The sequence below is a fragment of the Xanthomonas boreopolis genome (genome assembly GCF_046529185.1).
GTDB classification, from domain to species: domain Bacteria; phylum Pseudomonadota; class Gammaproteobacteria; order Xanthomonadales; family Xanthomonadaceae; genus Pseudomonas_S; species Pseudomonas_S boreopolis.
On the sequence record NZ_CP097162.1, the window covers coordinates 1,806,595 to 1,822,457 of the forward strand.

The following is a 15,863-nucleotide window of genomic DNA, read 5'->3' on the forward strand; positions in this document are numbered from 1 at the left end:
CCATGACGATGGCGCGCGAAGCGACGCTTCCCGAGATCACCGTGCTGTTCTCCACCGAGCAGCCGGGGGAGAAGACCAATCCGTACCTGACCCAGCTCTACGCTGCCCTGCCGGAGCGGGTGACGCCGCGGTTCTTCTCGATGCGCGACGCGCTGATGTCGCGCTACGACGTGTTGCACCTGCACTGGCCCGAGTACCTGCTGCGCCATCCGACCCGCCTGGGCACCCTGGCCAAGCAGTGCGCGGTCGCGCTGCTGCTGCTGCGCCTGAAGCTGGGCGGCACGCCGATCGTGCGTACCCTGCACAACGTCGCCCCGCACGAGGACCATGGCGCGATCGAGCGCGCGTTGCTCGGGTGGATGGACCGCATGACCCGGCGCTGGATCCGCATCAATGCCGCCACGCCGGTGCGGCCGCCTTTCACCGACACGATCCTGCACGGGCATTACCGCGACTGGTTCGCGCGCATGCCCCAGGCCGCGAGCGTGCCGGGCAGGCTGCTCCACTTCGGGCTGATCCGCCCCTACAAGGGCGTGGAGGCGCTGCTGGATGCGATGGGCGACGTCGGCCGGGCCGGGGTTTCGCTGCGCATCGTCGGCAACCCCGCCACGCCGCAGATGCGCGAGCGCGTGGAGCGGGCCTGCGCGGAGGACGATCGCATCAGCGCGCTGCTCGCCTACGTGGAGGAGCCGGTGCTGGCCAGGGAGGTCAGCCAGGCCGAGCTGGTGGTGCTGCCGTACCGCCAGATGCACAACAGCGGCACGTTGCTGCTGGCGCTGTCGCTGGCGCGGCCGGTCCTCGCGCCGTGGAGCGAATCCAACGCCGCGCTCGCCGAGGAGGTCGGCCCGGGCTGGGTATTCCTGTACGAGGGCGATTTCGAGCCCGCGTTGCTGGAATCCACGCTGGACAAGGTGCGCGGCACGCCACGCGGCAGCGCTCCCGATCTTTCGCAGCGGGACTGGCCGAGGATCGGCCGGCTGCATTACCGCACCTATCTGGAGGCGCTGGGCCTGGACGGGGACGCCGCGCAATGAGTACGGAGGCTTCGACGATGGCACCACCCACTCCGCCACGAAGCCTGGCCTCGCGTGCCGCCGGCGGCGCGGCCGTGACGATGGCCGGGCAGGCGGCCAAGATGGCGGTGCAGTTCGGCGGGATCGTGCTGTTGGCGCGATTGCTGACGCCGCACGACTACGGCCTGATGGCCATGGTCACCGCGATCGTCGGCGTGGCCGAGATCCTGCGCGACTTCGGCCTGTCCTCGGCCGCGATCCAGGCCCGCCACGTCAGCCGCGAGCAGCGCGACAACCTGTTCTGGATCAACAGCGGCATCGGCCTGGTGCTGTCGGTCGCGGTGTTCGCGTCGGCGCATGCGATCGCCTCCTTCTACGCCGAACCGGCGCTGGTGACGATCTCGCAGGCGCTGGCGGTGACCTTCCTGCTGAACGGCATGACCACGCAGTACCGCGCCCACCTCAGCCGCGGGCTCAGGTTCGGGCAAGTGGCGCTGAGCGACGTCGGGGCGCAGGTCGCGGGCCTGGCCGCCGGCGTCGCCGCCGCGCTGCTGGGCTGGGGCTATTGGGCGCTGGTGCTGCAGCAGGTCGTGCAGGCGTTCGTGAACCTGGCCATCGCCGCGGCCTGTTCGCGCTGGCTGCCGCGCGGCTACCGGCGCGATGCGGCGATGGGCGGCTTTCTCAGCTTCGGCTGGAACCTGATGGCCGCGCAGCTGCTCGGCTACGCCAGCCGCAACGTCGGCCAGGTGATCATCGGCGCCCGCACCGGGGCCGAGGCGCTCGGCCTGTACAACCGCGCGTTCCAGCTGCTGATGATGCCGCTCAACCAGATCAATGCGCCGGCCACGACGGTGGCGCTGCCGGTGCTGTCGCAGTTGCAGGACGAGCGCGAGCGCTTCGGTGCGTTCCTGGTGCGCGGGCAGACGGTGATGGTGCACCTGATCGTGGCGCTGTTCGCGTTCGCATGCGCCCAGGCGCTGCCGCTGATCGTGCTGGTGCTCGGCGAGCAGTGGCGCGACGCGGTGCCGTTGTTCCAGGTACTGACGCTGGGCGGCATCTTCCAGGCCGCGGCCTACGCGGCCTACTGGGTGTTCCTCGCCAAGGGCCTGATGCGGCAGCAACTGGTCTATTCGGTGGTGTCGAGGGTACTGCTGATCGCCTGCATCCTGGTCGGCTCCTGGTGGGGCGTGATGGGCGTGGCGGCAAGCTACTCGATCGGCCTGTTGCTGCTGTGGCCGCTGTCGCTGGTCTGGATCGGGCGGATATCCGACGCCCCCGCCGCGGCGCTGTTCAACAACGGCTTGCGCGCGTTGGCCGGCTACGGTGCGGCGGCCGCGCTCTCCTGGTACGTGTCGTGGAGGATCGGCGGGCCGCTCTGGCAGGTGCTGGGGATCGGCTGCGCGGCGATGGCGCTGGGATGCGTCGCCGTGTTCCTGGCCTGGCCGGCCTTCCGCCGCGACGTGATGGCCATCGTCGACATCCGCAAGCTGATGCGGGAAGGAGGAGCACGCCGATGAATGCCGCCGCTCGTCTCCAGCCCGTGGGAGTCCAACCATGAACGCGATCCGCACCGACGGCGTCCCGAGCCCGCGGCGCCCGCGCTATCTCGTGCTTTCCGCGCACGACTACCGCACGCCGCGCCGCGCCAACATCCACTTCATCGCCGACGAACTCGCGCGCCGTGGCAAGACCCGGTTCTTCTCGCTGCGCTACAGCCTGCTGTCGCGGATGAAGGGCGATGCGCGGCTGCCCCTGGACGACACCGCCAACCGCGTCGTCGAGCACAACGGGGTGGAGTGCTACCTGTGGCGCACCGCGGTCCATCCGTTCAACACGCGCCGGCCCTGGCTGCGCCCGGTCGAGGACGCCATGTTCCGTTGGTACGCCTCGCATCCGCCCCGCGCCTTGGTGGACTGGATCAGGGACTCGGACGTGATCGTGTTCGAGAGCGGCTATGCGATCGCCTTCATCGAGCTGGCCAAGCGGCTCAATCCGAACGCCCGCCTGGTGTATCGCGCTTCCGACGGGCTCAGCACGATCAACGTGGCGTCGTGGATCGAACGGACCTTCGACCGGGTCGCGCCGGCGATGGACGTGATCGCGCTGGTGTCGCCGGCGATGGCGGCGGAGATTTCCAGCCGCGACAACGTGTTCCACGTCGGGCACGGCGTCGACCACGACCTGGACAGCCTGGGCGACCCGTCGCCCTACGGAGAGGGCACGCATGCCGTGTCGGTGGGCTCGATGCTGTTCGATCCCGGCTTCTTCGTCGTGGCGGGCCGGGCTTTCCCGGAGGTCACCTTCCACGTGATCGGTTCCGGCATGGGGCGGCACCCGGACTACGGCGACAACATCGTGGTCTACGGCGAGATGAAGCACGCCGAGACGATCCGCTATATCAAGCACGCGCGCTTCGGCATCGCGCCCTATGCCTCCGAGCAGGTGCCGGACTACCTCGCCGACAGTTCGATGAAGCTGTTGCAGTACGACTTCTTCGGCCTGCCGGCGGTGTGCCCGCATCGCGTGGTCGGCGGCTACCGCGCGCGCTTCGGCTACACGCCCGGCGACGCGGACTCGGTGGTCGCCGCGATCGGCAAGGCGCTGGAGGCGCCGCGCGTGCGCTACCGGCAATGCCTGAGCTGGGCGGAGACGACCGATCGCGTGCTCGATCCTGCCGCCTATCCCGAAACCCGTCTCGTGCAGGCCGCTCCGACGGCCAGCGGCGATGGCCTGCGAACGGCGCCCGCCTGACCGGCGGCCTCCTCCTCCTCCCCCCCGTCAGAAAGAAACCCGATGCCGAACCCGTTGTTGCAGAAATGGCTGGACCGTGCCGAGCGCCAGGCGCTGTTCTGGTGGCAGCCCAAGAGCGGCCGCATCAACATGGGCGATTACCTGTCCAAGGTGATCGTGTCCAGCGTGCTGGCGCTGCAGGACAAGGTGCTGATCGAGAAGCGCCAGACCGGGAACAAGCTGGTCGCGATCGGCTCGGTGCTGCATTTCGCCAATACCGGCGACACCGTCTGGGGCAGCGGCATCAACGGCAAGATCCCGGCCGAGCGCAATGCCTTCGGCATGCTCGACGTGCGCGCGGTGCGCGGGCCGAAGACGCGCGAGTTCCTGCTGGCGCGCGGCATCCCGGTCCCCGAGGTCTACGGCGATCCGGGCCTGCTGATGCCGAAGTTCTTTCCCGCCGATGCGCTCGGCCCGCCCGAACCGCGCCGCTTCGTGGTCGTGCCGCATTTCAACGAGCCGCGCGAGAAGTACGCGGCCTGGTCCGAGCACCTGGTGTTCCCGGAAGGCAAGCCGGCCGCGTTCGCGGCGCGGCTGCAAGGCGCGGAGCTGGTCGTGAGCAGCTCGCTGCACGGGCTGATCCTGGCCGAGGCCTACGGCATCCCGGCGGTCTACCTGGACTGGGGCAACGGCGAGGACCGCTTCAAGTACGACGACTACTACCTCGGCACGGGAAGGCCGGGTTGGCACGCCGGCGCCAGCGTGGAGGAATGCCTCCAGCTCGGCGGCAATGGTGCATTCGACCTGTCGCGGCTGCAGGCGCAGCTGCTGGCGGCGTTCCCGTACGACCTGTGGTGACTCCATGAACATCGAAACGTCCACTGCAAAAAAGAACCGCCGTAGCCGCGGCTCCCGCGCGCCGGTCCAGGGCGGATGCCGCCCCGGTCCGGCGTGCTGCCAAGCCCGGACGACGGTACGCCTTCACCACAGCCAGGATGGCCCCCCCACGCCCGGAAGGATCGAGTGCCATGCCTAAGACCCTGCTCCATCGCATGCTCGAAAGTGCCGAGCGCCGTGCATTGTTCTGGTGGCAGCCGCGTAACGGGGAAGTCAACGTCGGCGCCCATCTGTCGAAGGTCATCGTCAGCTCCATGCTGGCGCTGCGGGGGAAAGAGCTGATCAACAAGCGCGACCCGACCCGCCGCCTGCTGGCGACGGGATCGATCCTGCATTTCGCGCGCCAGGGCGACACGATCTGGGGGAGCAGCGGCGACAGCCGGGTCGTTTCGGAAATCGACGGCATAACGTATCTGGACGTGCGCGCGGTGCTCGGCCCGCGCACGCGCGAGCTGCTGCTCAAGTGCGGCATCCGGGCGCCGGAGGTCTACGGCGATCCCGGCCTGCTGATGCCGCGCTTCTTCCCGGCCGACGCGCTCGGTCCGCGCCAGCGCCGGCCCTACGTGGTCGTGCCGCATTTCAACGAGCCGCCGGCGAAGTACAAGGCCTACGCGGAGCACCTGGTGTTCCCGAACGTCAAGACGATCACCTTCGTGCGCAAGCTGCTGGGCGCGGAACTGGTCATCAGCAGTTCGTTGCACGGCCTCGTGCTGGCCGAGGCCTACGGTATCCCCGCCGTGTACCTGGATTGGGGCAATGGCGACGACCGCCTGAAGTACGACGACTACTACCTGGGCACCGGGCGTCCGCAATGGCACCTGGGCCGCTCGGTGGAAGAGTGCCTGGCGTTGGGAGGGAACGCCTCGTTCGACCTGGCCGCCGCGCAGGAGCGGTTGCTGGATTCGTTTCCCTATGACCTATGGTGACCCCAATGACTGACAAGTACCGTGGAAATCGTGCATCGACGATGAGCGGCGACATGCCGGTCGCCCGTGGCCGGTTCGAGGTCGGCGAACTCGTGCCCCTGGGCGGCTTTCCCGTGTTGTCCACCACCCAGGAGGCGTTCGCGGAAGACCTGTTCCGCGCGATGGAACGGCGGCAGCGCCGCCGGATCTGCTTCGCCAACACCAACTTCGTGGTGAAGTGCCAATCGCTGCGCGGGCGGATGACCGGGCCTTCCTGGCGCATCGTCAACGATGGCATCGGCATGGACCTGGGGGCGCTGCTGATCCATGGCCGCCGCTTCGCCCAGAACCTCAACGGCACCGACCTGATCCCCTACCTGTGCAAGCGCTCGCCGCGTCCGCTCAGGTTCTTCCTGCTCGGTTCCGGCGCAGGCATCGCCTTCGAGGCCGCCGACCTGCTGCGGGGCATGGGCCAGGACGTGGTCGGCACCTGCGACGGCTATCGCGAGTTCCAGGCCGGCGAGGAGAGCCTGGTCGACCGCATCAACGCCAGCGATGCCGACGTGCTGCTGGTCGCGTTCGGCAACCCGCTCCAGGAACGCTGGATCGTCGAGCACGGCGCGCAGCTGCGCACGCCGCTGGTGTTCGGCGTGGGCGCGCTGCTGGACTTCCTGTCCGGCAACGCCCAGCGCGCCCCGGCCTGGGTGCGGCGCGTGCGCGGCGAGTGGCTGTTCCGCCTGTTCAACGAACCGAAGCGGCTGATCAAGCGCTACAGCTGGGACCTGCTGCTGTTCTTCGCCGTCTGCCTGCGCTCCGGCAAGCGGGTGTCGCGCAAGATGCAGACCAAAGCGTGATGCGGCTGCGGGAGCCGGAACGCCGGGGCCCGCCATGGGGCCTGGGGCGGGCTGCGCCGCCGCGCAGGCCCCCGAAGTCCACGGCACGCTCTAAGATCGGGCAATGGACGACATCGCCGCGGAACTCATCGAGCGCTTCGACCTGCAGCCGCATCCGGAAGGCGGGCACTACCGGCGCATCCACGAGTCGAGGGTGCGCAATGGAGCGCGTCCGGCCGTCACCGGCATCCGCTTCCTGCTGGCGCGTGGCGAGGCGAGCCGTTGGCATCGCGTCGACGGCGACGAGTGCTGGCACTGGCAGCAGGGCGGCGTGCTGGAGTTGCTGACGCTCGATGCGCACGGCGGTGCGGTGCGGCGGCAACGGCTGGGCCCCTACGGCGGCGGCGTCGAGCCGATGCGCGTGGTGCCGGCCGGCGTGTGGCAGGCGGCGCGTCCGTTGGGCGATTTCGCCTTGGTGGCGTGCACGGTGTCGCCGGGATTCGCCTGGGAAGGGTTCGCGTTGATGGCGCCGGACGATCCGCTCGCGACGCCATTGCGCCGGGCGGGCGTGTGGTTCGACTGAGCCGGGCAACGATTCGCTAACGCCGCCCGCCGGGGAATCGGCTAGCTTTCCCGGCCGGAATCGCCATGGATCGCGCCGGGGGAGGGCGCAAGCGGCATGAAGCAGGGACTGGGCATCGCGTTGTGGTTGGCGGCATTCGCCGCAGGGGCGCAGGCCGCGGAGCCGCCTCCCGTGCCGGCGCGCGAGGCCGCCATCGTCGACCTGGACGCGATGGTGGTGCGGGGCGTGCAGCCCGGTCCCGGCCTGTGGAAAGTCAGCAAGGGCGAGCACGTGCTGTGGATCCTGGGCACGGTGTCGCCGCTGCCGAGCGATATCGAATGGAAGCCGGACGAAGTCGAGTCCGCCATCGCGCAATCGCAGCAGGTGCTGCTTTCGCCCGCGTTGGCGTTCGACGCCGACGTCGGGTTCTTCGGCAGGCTGGCGCTGGCGCCTTCGGCGCTGAAGGCGATGAAGAACGAGGACGGCGCCGAGCTGCGCGACGTCCTGCCGCCGGATCTCTACGCGCGCTGGCAGGTGCAGAAGCAGCACTATCTCGGGCGCGACCGTGGCGTGGAGAGGAAGCGGCCGATGGTCGCGGCCGGGGAGCTGTACGAGGCGGCGGCGAAGAAATCGGGTCTCGGCCGCAAGCTGCTGGTCGGGCCGGTGGTGGAGCGGGCCGCCAAGGCGGCCGGCATCAAGCCTACCCCGACCCGGCTGGTGCTGAAGATCGAGGACCCCAGGGCGGCCATCAAGGAATTCCGCGCAGGCGGCATGGACGACGTGGAATGCTTCCGCAGCGTGCTGACGGCGGTCGAGCGCGACCTGCCGACCATGGTCGAACGCGCCAACGCATGGGCGATGGGCGACATCGAGGCCTTGCGCCGCCTGCCGCGCGAGGACCCGCGCGGCGTGTGCACGCGCGCCCTGTCGCAATCGGGCTTCGCCAGGGGCCGGGGATACGGCGATCTCAACGAGAAGCTGGCGCAGCACTGGCTGGCATTGGCCGAGGCCGCGCTGCAGAAGAACGGGAGCACCTTCGCCTTGCTGCCGATCAGCGAATTGCTCGCGCCGCAGGGCTACCTGGCCCGGCTGCAGGAGCGCGGCTACGTCGTGGAAGCGCCCTGACCAGTCGATGGCGGTCCGGGCTGGCCGCCGGGTCTGCCGGCTTTCCCGATGCGATCCCCGCTCGTCATTCCCGCTTTCGCGGGAACCACGGATAGAGCGCATGCGAGGTCATAACGGCCGGCCCAGCGTGCCGGCGCCATGCGACAGAAGCCGGCCCCTCGATCAACCTGCCGCGCTGAGCGGGCCGTTGGCCACCGCGAGCGCGGGCCAGCGCTTGAGCACCGAGGCGCGAATGCCGGCCGCATCGATGCCGGCCTCGGCCAGCAGGTCCTCGCGGCTGGCGTGGTGCTGGAAGGCGTCCGGCAGGCCCAGGTGCAGCACCGGCAGCAGCACGCCTTCGGCATTGAGCAGTTCGGACACGCCGGAACCCGCACCGCCGGCGACCACGTTGTCCTCGACGGTGACGAAGCCCTCGTGCGTCTTCGCCAGCTCCAGCACCAGCGCGCGGTCGAGCGGGCGGACGAAGCGCATGTTGACCACGGTGAGGCCGAGCTCGCGGCCCACCTGCTCGGCGGCGGCGACGGTCGCGCCGAACGCCAGCAGCGCCACGCGCGAACCGGATGCGCGCAGCTGCGCCTTGCCGATCGGCAGGGTCGAGAGATCGCTGCCGGGCGCGACGCCCGGACCGGTGCCGCGCGGGTAGCGCACCGCGGCCGGACCCTTGTATTCCAGGCCGGTGGTGAGCATCTGCCGGCACTCGGCCTCGTCGGCGGGCGCCATCACCACCATGTTCGGCACGCAGCGCAGGAAGCTCAGGTCGAGGTTGCCCGCGTGCGTGGCTCCGTCCGGGCCGACCACGCCGCCGCGGTCGATCGCGAACAGCACGTCCAGCTTCTGGATCGCCACGTCGTGCACCAGCTGGTCGTAGGCGCGCTGCAGGAAGGTCGAGTAGATCGCCACGACCGGCTTCGCGCCCTGGGTCGCCATGCCGGCCGCCAGCGTCACCGCGTGCTGCTCGGCGATCGCCACGTCGAAATAGCGCTCCGGGTATTCCTTGCTGAAGCGGACCAGGCCCGAGCCCTCGCGCATCGCCGGGGTGATGCCCAGCAAGCGCGGCTCGGCCTTGGCGGCATCGCACAGCCAGTCGCCGAACACGTCGGTATAGGTCGGCTTCTTCGCCCCGCCCTTGGCGACCAGGCCCTTCTCGGGATCGAACGGGCCGACCGCGTGGTAGCCGATCTGGTCGCCCTCGGCCAGCTCGTAGCCCTTGCCCTTGGTGGTGATCACGTGCAGCAGCTTGGGCCCCTTCAGGCCCTTGAGCGTCTTCAGCGTGGACAGCAGCGCCGGCAGGTCGTGGCCGTCGATCGGGCCGGTGTAGTGGAAGCCCATTTCCTCGAACAGCGTGGACGGCACGAACATGCCTTTCCAGTGTTCCTCCCAGCGCTTGACGAAGCGCGCGGTCGAGCTGTTCTTCTTGTCGCCGAGGATCTTCTTGCCGCCCTCGCGGATCGCGTTGAGGGTGCGGCTGCCGCTCATGCGGCCGAGCATCTTGGTCAACCCGCCGACCGCCTCGGAGATCGACATGCGGTTGTCGTTGAGGATCACCAGCAGGTTCGGCTCGGGGTCCATGCCGCCGGCGTGGTTGAGCGCCTCGTAGGCCATGCCGGCGGTCATCGCGCCGTCGCCGATCACCGCCACCACCTTGCGCTCGTCGCCGCGCTGCTGCGCCGCGATCGCCATGCCCAGGGCCGCCGAGATCGAGGTCGAGGAGTGGCCGACGCCGAAGGTGTCGTACTCGCTCTCCTCGCGCTTGGGGAACGGCGCCACGCCGTCCTTCTGCTTGACCGTGTGGATGCTGTCGCGGCGCCCGGTGAGGATCTTGTGCGGGTAGGTCTGGTGGCCCACGTCCCAGACCAACTGGTCCACCGGGGTCTGGTACAGGTAGTGCAGGGCGACGGTCAGCTCGATCACCCCCAGCCCGGCGGCGAAATGCCCGCCGCTGCGGCCGACCGACTCGATCAGGTAGGCCCGCAACTCGTCGGCCACGGCGGGGAGCTCGGCCTCCTCGAACCTGCGCAGGTCGTCGGGGGTCTGGATGCGCGCCAGGCGCGGATAGCGGGTGGAATCGATCATCGTCTTGGCTTTCAGCTGAAGCGGCATTTTCGCCCCCCGGGTCGGGGTGGGGCAAGCAAACCGGTTCAGGTGCCAGCGCGGGGTGACGCGCGGGAAAACGCCGCGTGAAGCGAGGCCCGTCCCGCCGGGATTCCGGCGCAACCTCAGCCGAGCCGGCGCAGCGCCTGGCGGGGCAGCTGCGCCTTCAGGAAGGCCATCTGGTCGGCCAGGATGTTGCGGTTGGAGAGGATCAGGTGCTCGATCCAGCTGGGCCGGTAAGGCACCGCGAGCAGCGGCATGTTGGCCTGCTGCGGGGTACGGTTGGCCTTGCGCGAATTGCAGTGGAAGCAGGCGGTGACCACGTTCTCCCAGGTGTCCTTGCCGCCCTTGGAGATCGGCATCACGTGGTCGCGAGTCAGGTGCGGGCGGCTGAAGTGCTGGCCGCAATACAGGCACAGCTGCGAATCGCGGGCGAACAGCGCGGTGTTGGTCAGCGACGGGGTCGGGTCGAGCGCGCGCGCATGGGCGTGGCCGCGGGCCGCGATGATCGGGTGGAGTTCGAGCACGCTGCGCTCGCCGGTCGCGCGCGAGATGCCGCCGTGGATCTGCAGGCAGGGCTCGCCGAGGGTCCAGGACACCGCGTCGCGGGCGTACAGGCAGGCGGCGTCCTGCCAGTTGATCCAGTCCAGCACCCGGCCATGCGCGTCGAGCGACAGGAATCGCATCGAGCCGACGGGGCGGGAAAGGGAAGGGAAGTCCGCCGGAGCGGAAAGGACCGGCGCTGCGCAGGCTCCGGTGTCGATCAGATCACGCGAGGTAGTGTCTGTCTCCATCGGGAAGACAGCTTATACCCCATTGTTGACAATTTGTGTATGGCTGTTCAGGGGGGAAGGTCGGGGCTCGGGTTTGGGACTCGGCAGAGCGACAGGCCTGCTTAGAGCCGGGTTTGTTGTGGGAGGGACTTCAGTCCCGACAGGGCCTTGCCGCCGACTGTCGGGACTGAAGTCCCTCCCACAGAAGAGGGGAGGCAGGAAATCCGCGCAAAGCATCAGGTCGCTTGACGACCGGACCCGGGCAAAGATGCTTTTCCCGAATCCCGAATCCCGAATCCCGAATCCCGAATCCCCGCTCAGCCGAACAGCGCCTCGTCCAGTGCCATCAGCGGCTTGGCCCCGGCGCGGATGTTGGCGGCATGGGTCAGGGTGCGTGGCAGGATGCGGGCGTAGTAGAAGCGCGCGGTTTCCAGCTTGGCGCGCTTGAAGCCCTCGTCGTGCGCCGAGGCGTTGGCGGCGGCGACGCTGCGCGCCCACCAATAGGCCAGCACCACGTAGCCGGAATAGAACAGGTAGTCGTAGCTGGCCGCACCGATCTCCTCCGGATCCTTCGCGGCGCGTTCCAGGACGTCGCGGGTCAGCATCGCCCATTCGCTGGCCTTGTCGCGCAGCGGCTTGATGAACTCCGTCAGGGCCGCGTCGCCTTCGCATGCGCGCGCGAACTCCTCGACCTCGGCCAGGAACAGCTTCAGCCCGGCGGCCTGGGTGGAGGCGGTCTTGCGACCCATCAGGTCCAGGGCCTGGATGCCGGTGGTGCCTTCGTACAGCGTGGTGATGCGCGCGTCGCGCGCCAACTGCTCCATGCCGTGTTCGCGGATGTAGCCGTGCCCGCCGAAGCACTGCAACGCGTGGTAGGTGTTCTCGATGGCCCATTCGGTCTGGCAGGCCTTCGAGATCGGGGTCAGGAAGCTCACCAGCGTGTCGGCGCGCTCGCGCTCGGCCGGATCCTGCGAGCGGTGGGCGACGTCGATCAGCGTGGCGGCGTGCAGCGCGAGCAGGCGGCTGCCCTCCGTCAGCGACTTGATCGTCAGCAGCATGCGGCGCACGTCCGGCTGCACGACGATCGGGTCGGCCGGCTTGTCCGGGAACCTGGCGCCGGCCAGCGAGCGCGACTGCAGGCGCTCGCGCGCGTAGCGCAGCGCGTTCTGGTAGGCGCGCTCGGACAGGCCGATGCCTTGCAGGCCCACCCCCAGGCGCGCGGTGTTCATCATGGTGAACATCGCCTGCAGGCCCTTGTGCGGCTGGCCGACCAGCCAACCCTGGGCACCGTCGAAGTTCATCACGCAGGTGACCGAACCCTTGATGCCCATCTTGTGCTCGATCGAGCCGCAGTGCAGCGCGTTGCGCTCGCCGACGGCACCGTCGCGGCCGACCTTGAACTTCGGGGTGACGAACAAGGAAATGCCCTTGGCGCCCGGGGGCGCGTCGGGCAGCTTGGCGAGCACCAGGTGGACGATGTTGTCGGTCAGGTCGTGCTCGCCGGCGGTGATGAAGATCTTGGTGCCGGTGATCGCGTAGCTGCCGTCGGCGTTCGGTTCGGCGCGCGTCTTCAGCAGGCCCAGGTCGGTGCCGCAGTGCGGCTCGGTCAGACACATCGTGCCGGTCCAGCGGCCCTCGATCAGTGGCTTGAGGAAGACTTCCTGCTGCCATGCCTCGCCGTGCTGCTTCAACGCCTCGACCGCGCCGTGCGAGAGCAGCGGGAAGTTGCCCCAGGCCAGGTTGGCGGCGTTGACCATCTCGTTGAGCGGGATGCCCAGCGTATGCGGCAGTCCTTGGCCCCCGAGTTCCGGCGCCGCGGTCAGGCCGGTCCAGCCGCCCTCGACGAACTGCTCGTAGGCCTGCTTGAACCCCGGCGGCGTGGTGACCTCGTGCGTGGCCTTGTCGAAGGCGCAGCCGATCTCGTCGCCCACGCCGTTGAGCGGCGCCAGCACGGTGCCGGCGAAGCGCGCGGCTTCCTCGAGCACGGCATCGACGATGTCGCGGCTGGCCTCGGCATGGCCCAGGCGGGAGAACAAGGCTTCGACGCCGAGCACGTCGTACAGGGCGAAGCGCAGGTCGGCAAGCGGTGCGGAATAGCTGCTCATGGTGTTCCCGGAGTTCGCGTGCCCGTGGCCCGGGCGTGGATGGTTCAGCGCAGGACGCCGTCCAGTCCCGGTGCGGGGCTGAGCGTGTTGCGCGCATCGACGTCGAATTCGCGCTGCTTCTTCTCCTCGGGCGTGGCCCAGACCTTGCCCTTCAGTTCGTAGGGCAGCGAGCGCCGCCCGGCGAGCACGTCGGCGACGGCGAGCTTGGCGAACGAGGAGGGTTGCAGGGCGACCTGCACGACATCAGCGGTTTCCGGGCCGATCGAAATGCCGATGGCCTGGTCGATCTTGCCCGCGCTCTGGTCGGAGAGCAGGACATCGAGGGAAACCCGCTCGAAGCGCATCGGGATGCTGCTGTAGTTCTGCAGGCGCAGGTCCAGCGACCAGCTGCCGTCGGCCCGGACGGTGAGCTGCTGGATACTGGCGGTGGGCTCGGACACCCGCCGCACCATGCCGCCGCCGCAGCCAGCCAATGCCAGCGCGACCACTACCAGGATCAAGCTTCGGTAAAAACGCATGCCGCATGCCCCTCGATGGCTGAGAAACGGCCTCAAGGATACTACGGCGTATGGGGCGGGCGCCGTGGCGGCGGTGCGCTCAGTCCAAGGGAGCGGCCACGACCAGGTCCGACAGGTCGTAGCCCATGCGGACGGCCTCGTCCTTGAGCTGCTCCAGCTGCACGCGCGACATCCGCGGCGAGCGCGAGAGGATCCACAGGTATTTGCGGTCCGGCTCGCCGACCACGGCCCACCGGTAGTCCGGATCCAACACCAGCACCCAATAGTCGGCCCACACGAACGGTACCCAACCCAGCCAGTCCGGGGCGAAGCGCACCTGGAGCCGAGCAGGGTGCCCAGGCACCCGGCGCGCCACGCCTTGCGCTTCGATCTGCGTTCCATCGTGCGTGACGCATGCGTTGCGCACGCCGATCAGGCCATCGTCGCGCAAGGTGTACTGTGCGGTGATATCGCGGCTGCACTTCTTCTGGAACGAGACCGGCAGGTGTGCGATCTCGTGCCATTGGCCTGCATAGCGCGAGATGTCGAGTCGCTCCACCGCGACGACCGGTTCGGCGGCGATGGCGGCAGGCGCGAAGGCGAGCAGGCTGGAGAGCAGCAGCGGACGAAGACGCATCGGCACACTCCGATCGGATGCCGCGACGCTAGGCGAAGCGATCTTCGTCTCGCGTGAACGAAAGGGCGGGCCGCCGGCTTGTCGATGGTGCCCGGATACGAAAAAAGCGCCTTCCGGCGCTTCTTCGATCATGGTGGCCGGGGAGGGAATCGAACCCCCGACACGGGGATTTTCAATCCCCTGCTCTACCAACTGAGCTACCCGGCCACTTCGCCGCAATGCAGTGCCTGCGTTGCGAGGACGCGCATCATAACGACCGTCCGCGGATAGGGCAAGCCTTTGTTGCGGATTTGCTTCGATGAAGGGGGGCGAGGGTTCTCGCGCCTGCTTGTTCCACGATCTCCCGGGTATCGACGCGTGGTGGAACGCAAGGCCCTGCGGGCCACCGATGGATCTGGCCTTGATTCCGCGATGAGGATGACGGGCCGTTGGCTTTCCTGGCCGCACCGATGCGGCGGTGCATACGCCGCTCGTCGTTCAGGTCGCGGGCGCGACCGTTTGCGGGCTCGGGTTGGCCTGGGGCAGAGGATGCCGGCTGCTCGGGCAGGCGCGGCCGAGGACCTGGGAGAACGTCGCCAGGGCCTCGACGATGGCGGGCTCTTCGTCCGGGTAGGTGGTCAACAGCAGCTCGTGCGCCCGCTGGTAGGCCATGTTGAACAGCCGCGGATCCCCGGCTGTGGCGGCCTGGAGCAGGGCATAGGCCTGCGAGTAGGCGTGTTGGCGGGCGGATTCCGGTTCCATGAGTCGGACTTTAAGGATGCTGGTCTCACCAGCTGAGACGGCAGTGGTTGGTAGGGGGCTAGAGCGTGTTATGAACTTTGATCCGGCTCGGCTATCGTAAGCGGATGAAGCCGCCACGCCCGTATCCGACCGACGTCACCGATGAAGAGTGGGCGTTCGCCGCGCCCTACCTGACGCTGATGGACCCGCAAGCACGGCAGCGCAAGTACGAGCTGCGCTTGATGTTCAACGCGTTGCGCTGGATGGCCCGGGCCGGCGCGCCCTGGCGCTTGATTCCCCATGAGTTTCCGCCGTGGGAAGCGGTCTACCAGCAGACCCAGCGCTGGCTGCAGGCGGGCTGCTTCGAGGCCATGGTCAACGACCTGCGTTCGGTCTTGCGGGTAGCGCAAGGCAAGCAAGGGCAGCCCAGCGCCGTGATCCTGGATGGCCGCACGCTGCAGTCCACGTGCGAGAGCGGTCCGCGGGCCGGCTACGATGGCTACAAGCGCAAGAAGGGCAGCAAGGTGCACATGGCGGTGGACACGCTCGGCCACCTGCTGGCGGTGCAGGTCACGCCGGCCAACGCGCAGGAGCGGGCCCAGGTGCGATCGCTGGCGCAGGAAATCCAGCATGTCACCGGCGAAACGGTGAAGCTCGCCTTCGTCGATCAGGGTTACACCGGCAAAGACCCGGCCGAAGCCGCGTAGGAGGAAGGCATCGAACTGCACGTGGTGAAGCTGCCGGAGGCCAAGAAGGGCTTTGTGCTGCTGCCACGCCGCTGGGTCGTGGAACGCAGCTTCGGCTGGATCAACCGCTTCCGCCGCTTGGCCCGTGACTACGAACGCCTGCCTGAAACCCTCGCAGGACTCCACTTCGTCGTCTTCACCATCCTCATGCTCAGTAATGCCGCTTCGATACTTCAAAGTTCATAACACGCTCTAGCCGCGCGGTAATTTGTTAAAAGATGCAATAGGG

The 15,863-nt window shown here is 68.6% G+C and carries 14 protein-coding genes, 1 tRNA gene and 1 pseudogene; 9 read left to right on the plus strand and 7 right to left on the minus strand.

All coding sequences use genetic code 11. From position 1 onward, the window contains the following. Positions 1-8: 8 nt before the first annotated feature. From M3M27_RS08005 to M3M27_RS08040, 8 genes are all read left to right on the plus strand, one after another. Positions 9-1,034: a glycosyltransferase gene (locus M3M27_RS08005; RefSeq protein ID WP_434027980.1), complete on the plus strand. Its 1,026-nt coding sequence runs from the start codon at positions 9-11 to the stop codon at positions 1,032-1,034. After that, positions 1,031-2,530, plus strand: a complete 1,500-nt coding sequence (locus M3M27_RS08010; protein WP_434027706.1) for a lipopolysaccharide biosynthesis protein — start codon at positions 1,031-1,033, stop codon at positions 2,528-2,530. Before M3M27_RS08005 ends, M3M27_RS08010 begins: the two co-directional genes overlap by 4 nt. A gap of 37 nt (positions 2,531-2,567) precedes the next feature. Then, the gene (locus tag M3M27_RS08015; protein WP_140718777.1) at positions 2,568-3,764 is read left to right on the plus strand and encodes a GumK N-terminal domain-containing glycosyltransferase; all 1,197 of its coding nucleotides are present in this window, start codon (positions 2,568-2,570) and stop codon (positions 3,762-3,764) included. Positions 3,765-3,806: 42 nt separating this feature from the next. Further along, positions 3,807-4,601, plus strand: a complete 795-nt coding sequence (locus M3M27_RS08020) for a polysaccharide pyruvyl transferase family protein (protein WP_434027707.1) — start codon at positions 3,807-3,809, stop codon at positions 4,599-4,601. Positions 4,602-4,771: 170 nt separating this feature from the next. Beyond that, positions 4,772-5,566 (plus strand): polysaccharide pyruvyl transferase family protein, encoded by a 795-nt coding sequence (locus M3M27_RS08025; RefSeq protein WP_140718775.1) that lies wholly within the window; start codon positions 4,772-4,774, stop codon positions 5,564-5,566. 41 nt (positions 5,567-5,607) lie between these two features. Continuing rightward, on the plus strand, positions 5,608-6,399 hold the full coding sequence (locus M3M27_RS08030; protein WP_434027981.1) for a WecB/TagA/CpsF family glycosyltransferase: 792 nt from the start codon (positions 5,608-5,610) through the stop codon (positions 6,397-6,399). A gap of 103 nt (positions 6,400-6,502) precedes the next feature. Then, positions 6,503-6,961: a cupin domain-containing protein gene (locus M3M27_RS08035; protein WP_434027708.1), complete on the plus strand. Its 459-nt coding sequence runs from the start codon at positions 6,503-6,505 to the stop codon at positions 6,959-6,961. Positions 6,962-7,057: 96 nt separating this feature from the next. Beyond that, positions 7,058-8,065: a TraB/GumN family protein gene (locus M3M27_RS08040; protein WP_434027709.1), complete on the plus strand. Its 1,008-nt coding sequence runs from the start codon at positions 7,058-7,060 to the stop codon at positions 8,063-8,065. A gap of 162 nt (positions 8,066-8,227) precedes the next feature. Here M3M27_RS08040 and dxs read toward each other — a convergent pair whose 3' ends face one another. The 7 genes from dxs to M3M27_RS08075 all read right to left on the minus strand — a co-directional run bounded on the left by dxs (position 8,228) and on the right by M3M27_RS08075 (position 14,909). After that, positions 8,228-10,138: a 1-deoxy-D-xylulose-5-phosphate synthase gene (dxs, locus tag M3M27_RS08045; RefSeq protein WP_434027710.1), complete on the minus strand. Its 1,911-nt coding sequence runs from the start codon at positions 10,136-10,138 to the stop codon at positions 8,228-8,230. A 143-nt stretch (positions 10,139-10,281) separates the two neighbouring features. Then, the gene (locus M3M27_RS08050; protein WP_218569414.1) at positions 10,282-10,842 is read right to left on the minus strand and encodes an HNH endonuclease; all 561 of its coding nucleotides are present in this window, start codon (positions 10,840-10,842) and stop codon (positions 10,282-10,284) included. A 404-nt stretch (positions 10,843-11,246) separates the two neighbouring features. Beyond that, the gene (locus M3M27_RS08055) at positions 11,247-13,034 is read right to left on the minus strand and encodes an acyl-CoA dehydrogenase C-terminal domain-containing protein (protein WP_434027711.1); all 1,788 of its coding nucleotides are present in this window, start codon (positions 13,032-13,034) and stop codon (positions 11,247-11,249) included. A gap of 44 nt (positions 13,035-13,078) precedes the next feature. After that, on the minus strand, positions 13,079-13,552 hold the full coding sequence (locus M3M27_RS08060; protein ID WP_140718770.1) for an LEA type 2 family protein: 474 nt from the start codon (positions 13,550-13,552) through the stop codon (positions 13,079-13,081). Positions 13,553-13,631: 79 nt separating this feature from the next. Beyond that, entirely contained in the window at positions 13,632-14,168 is a 537-nt protein-coding gene (locus M3M27_RS08065; protein ID WP_434027712.1) for a lipocalin family protein, read from the minus strand. Positions 14,169-14,299: 131 nt separating this feature from the next. Further along, a tRNA-Phe gene (locus M3M27_RS08070) sits at positions 14,300-14,375 on the minus strand. Positions 14,376-14,645: 270 nt separating this feature from the next. Continuing rightward, on the minus strand, positions 14,646-14,909 hold the full coding sequence (locus tag M3M27_RS08075; protein ID WP_140718768.1) for a hypothetical protein: 264 nt from the start codon (positions 14,907-14,909) through the stop codon (positions 14,646-14,648). Between the two features lie 104 nt (positions 14,910-15,013). Here M3M27_RS08075 and M3M27_RS08080 point away from each other — a divergent pair. Next, positions 15,014-15,820: pseudogene (locus tag M3M27_RS08080) on the plus strand (IS5 family transposase). The last annotated feature ends 43 nt before the right edge of the window (positions 15,821-15,863 follow it).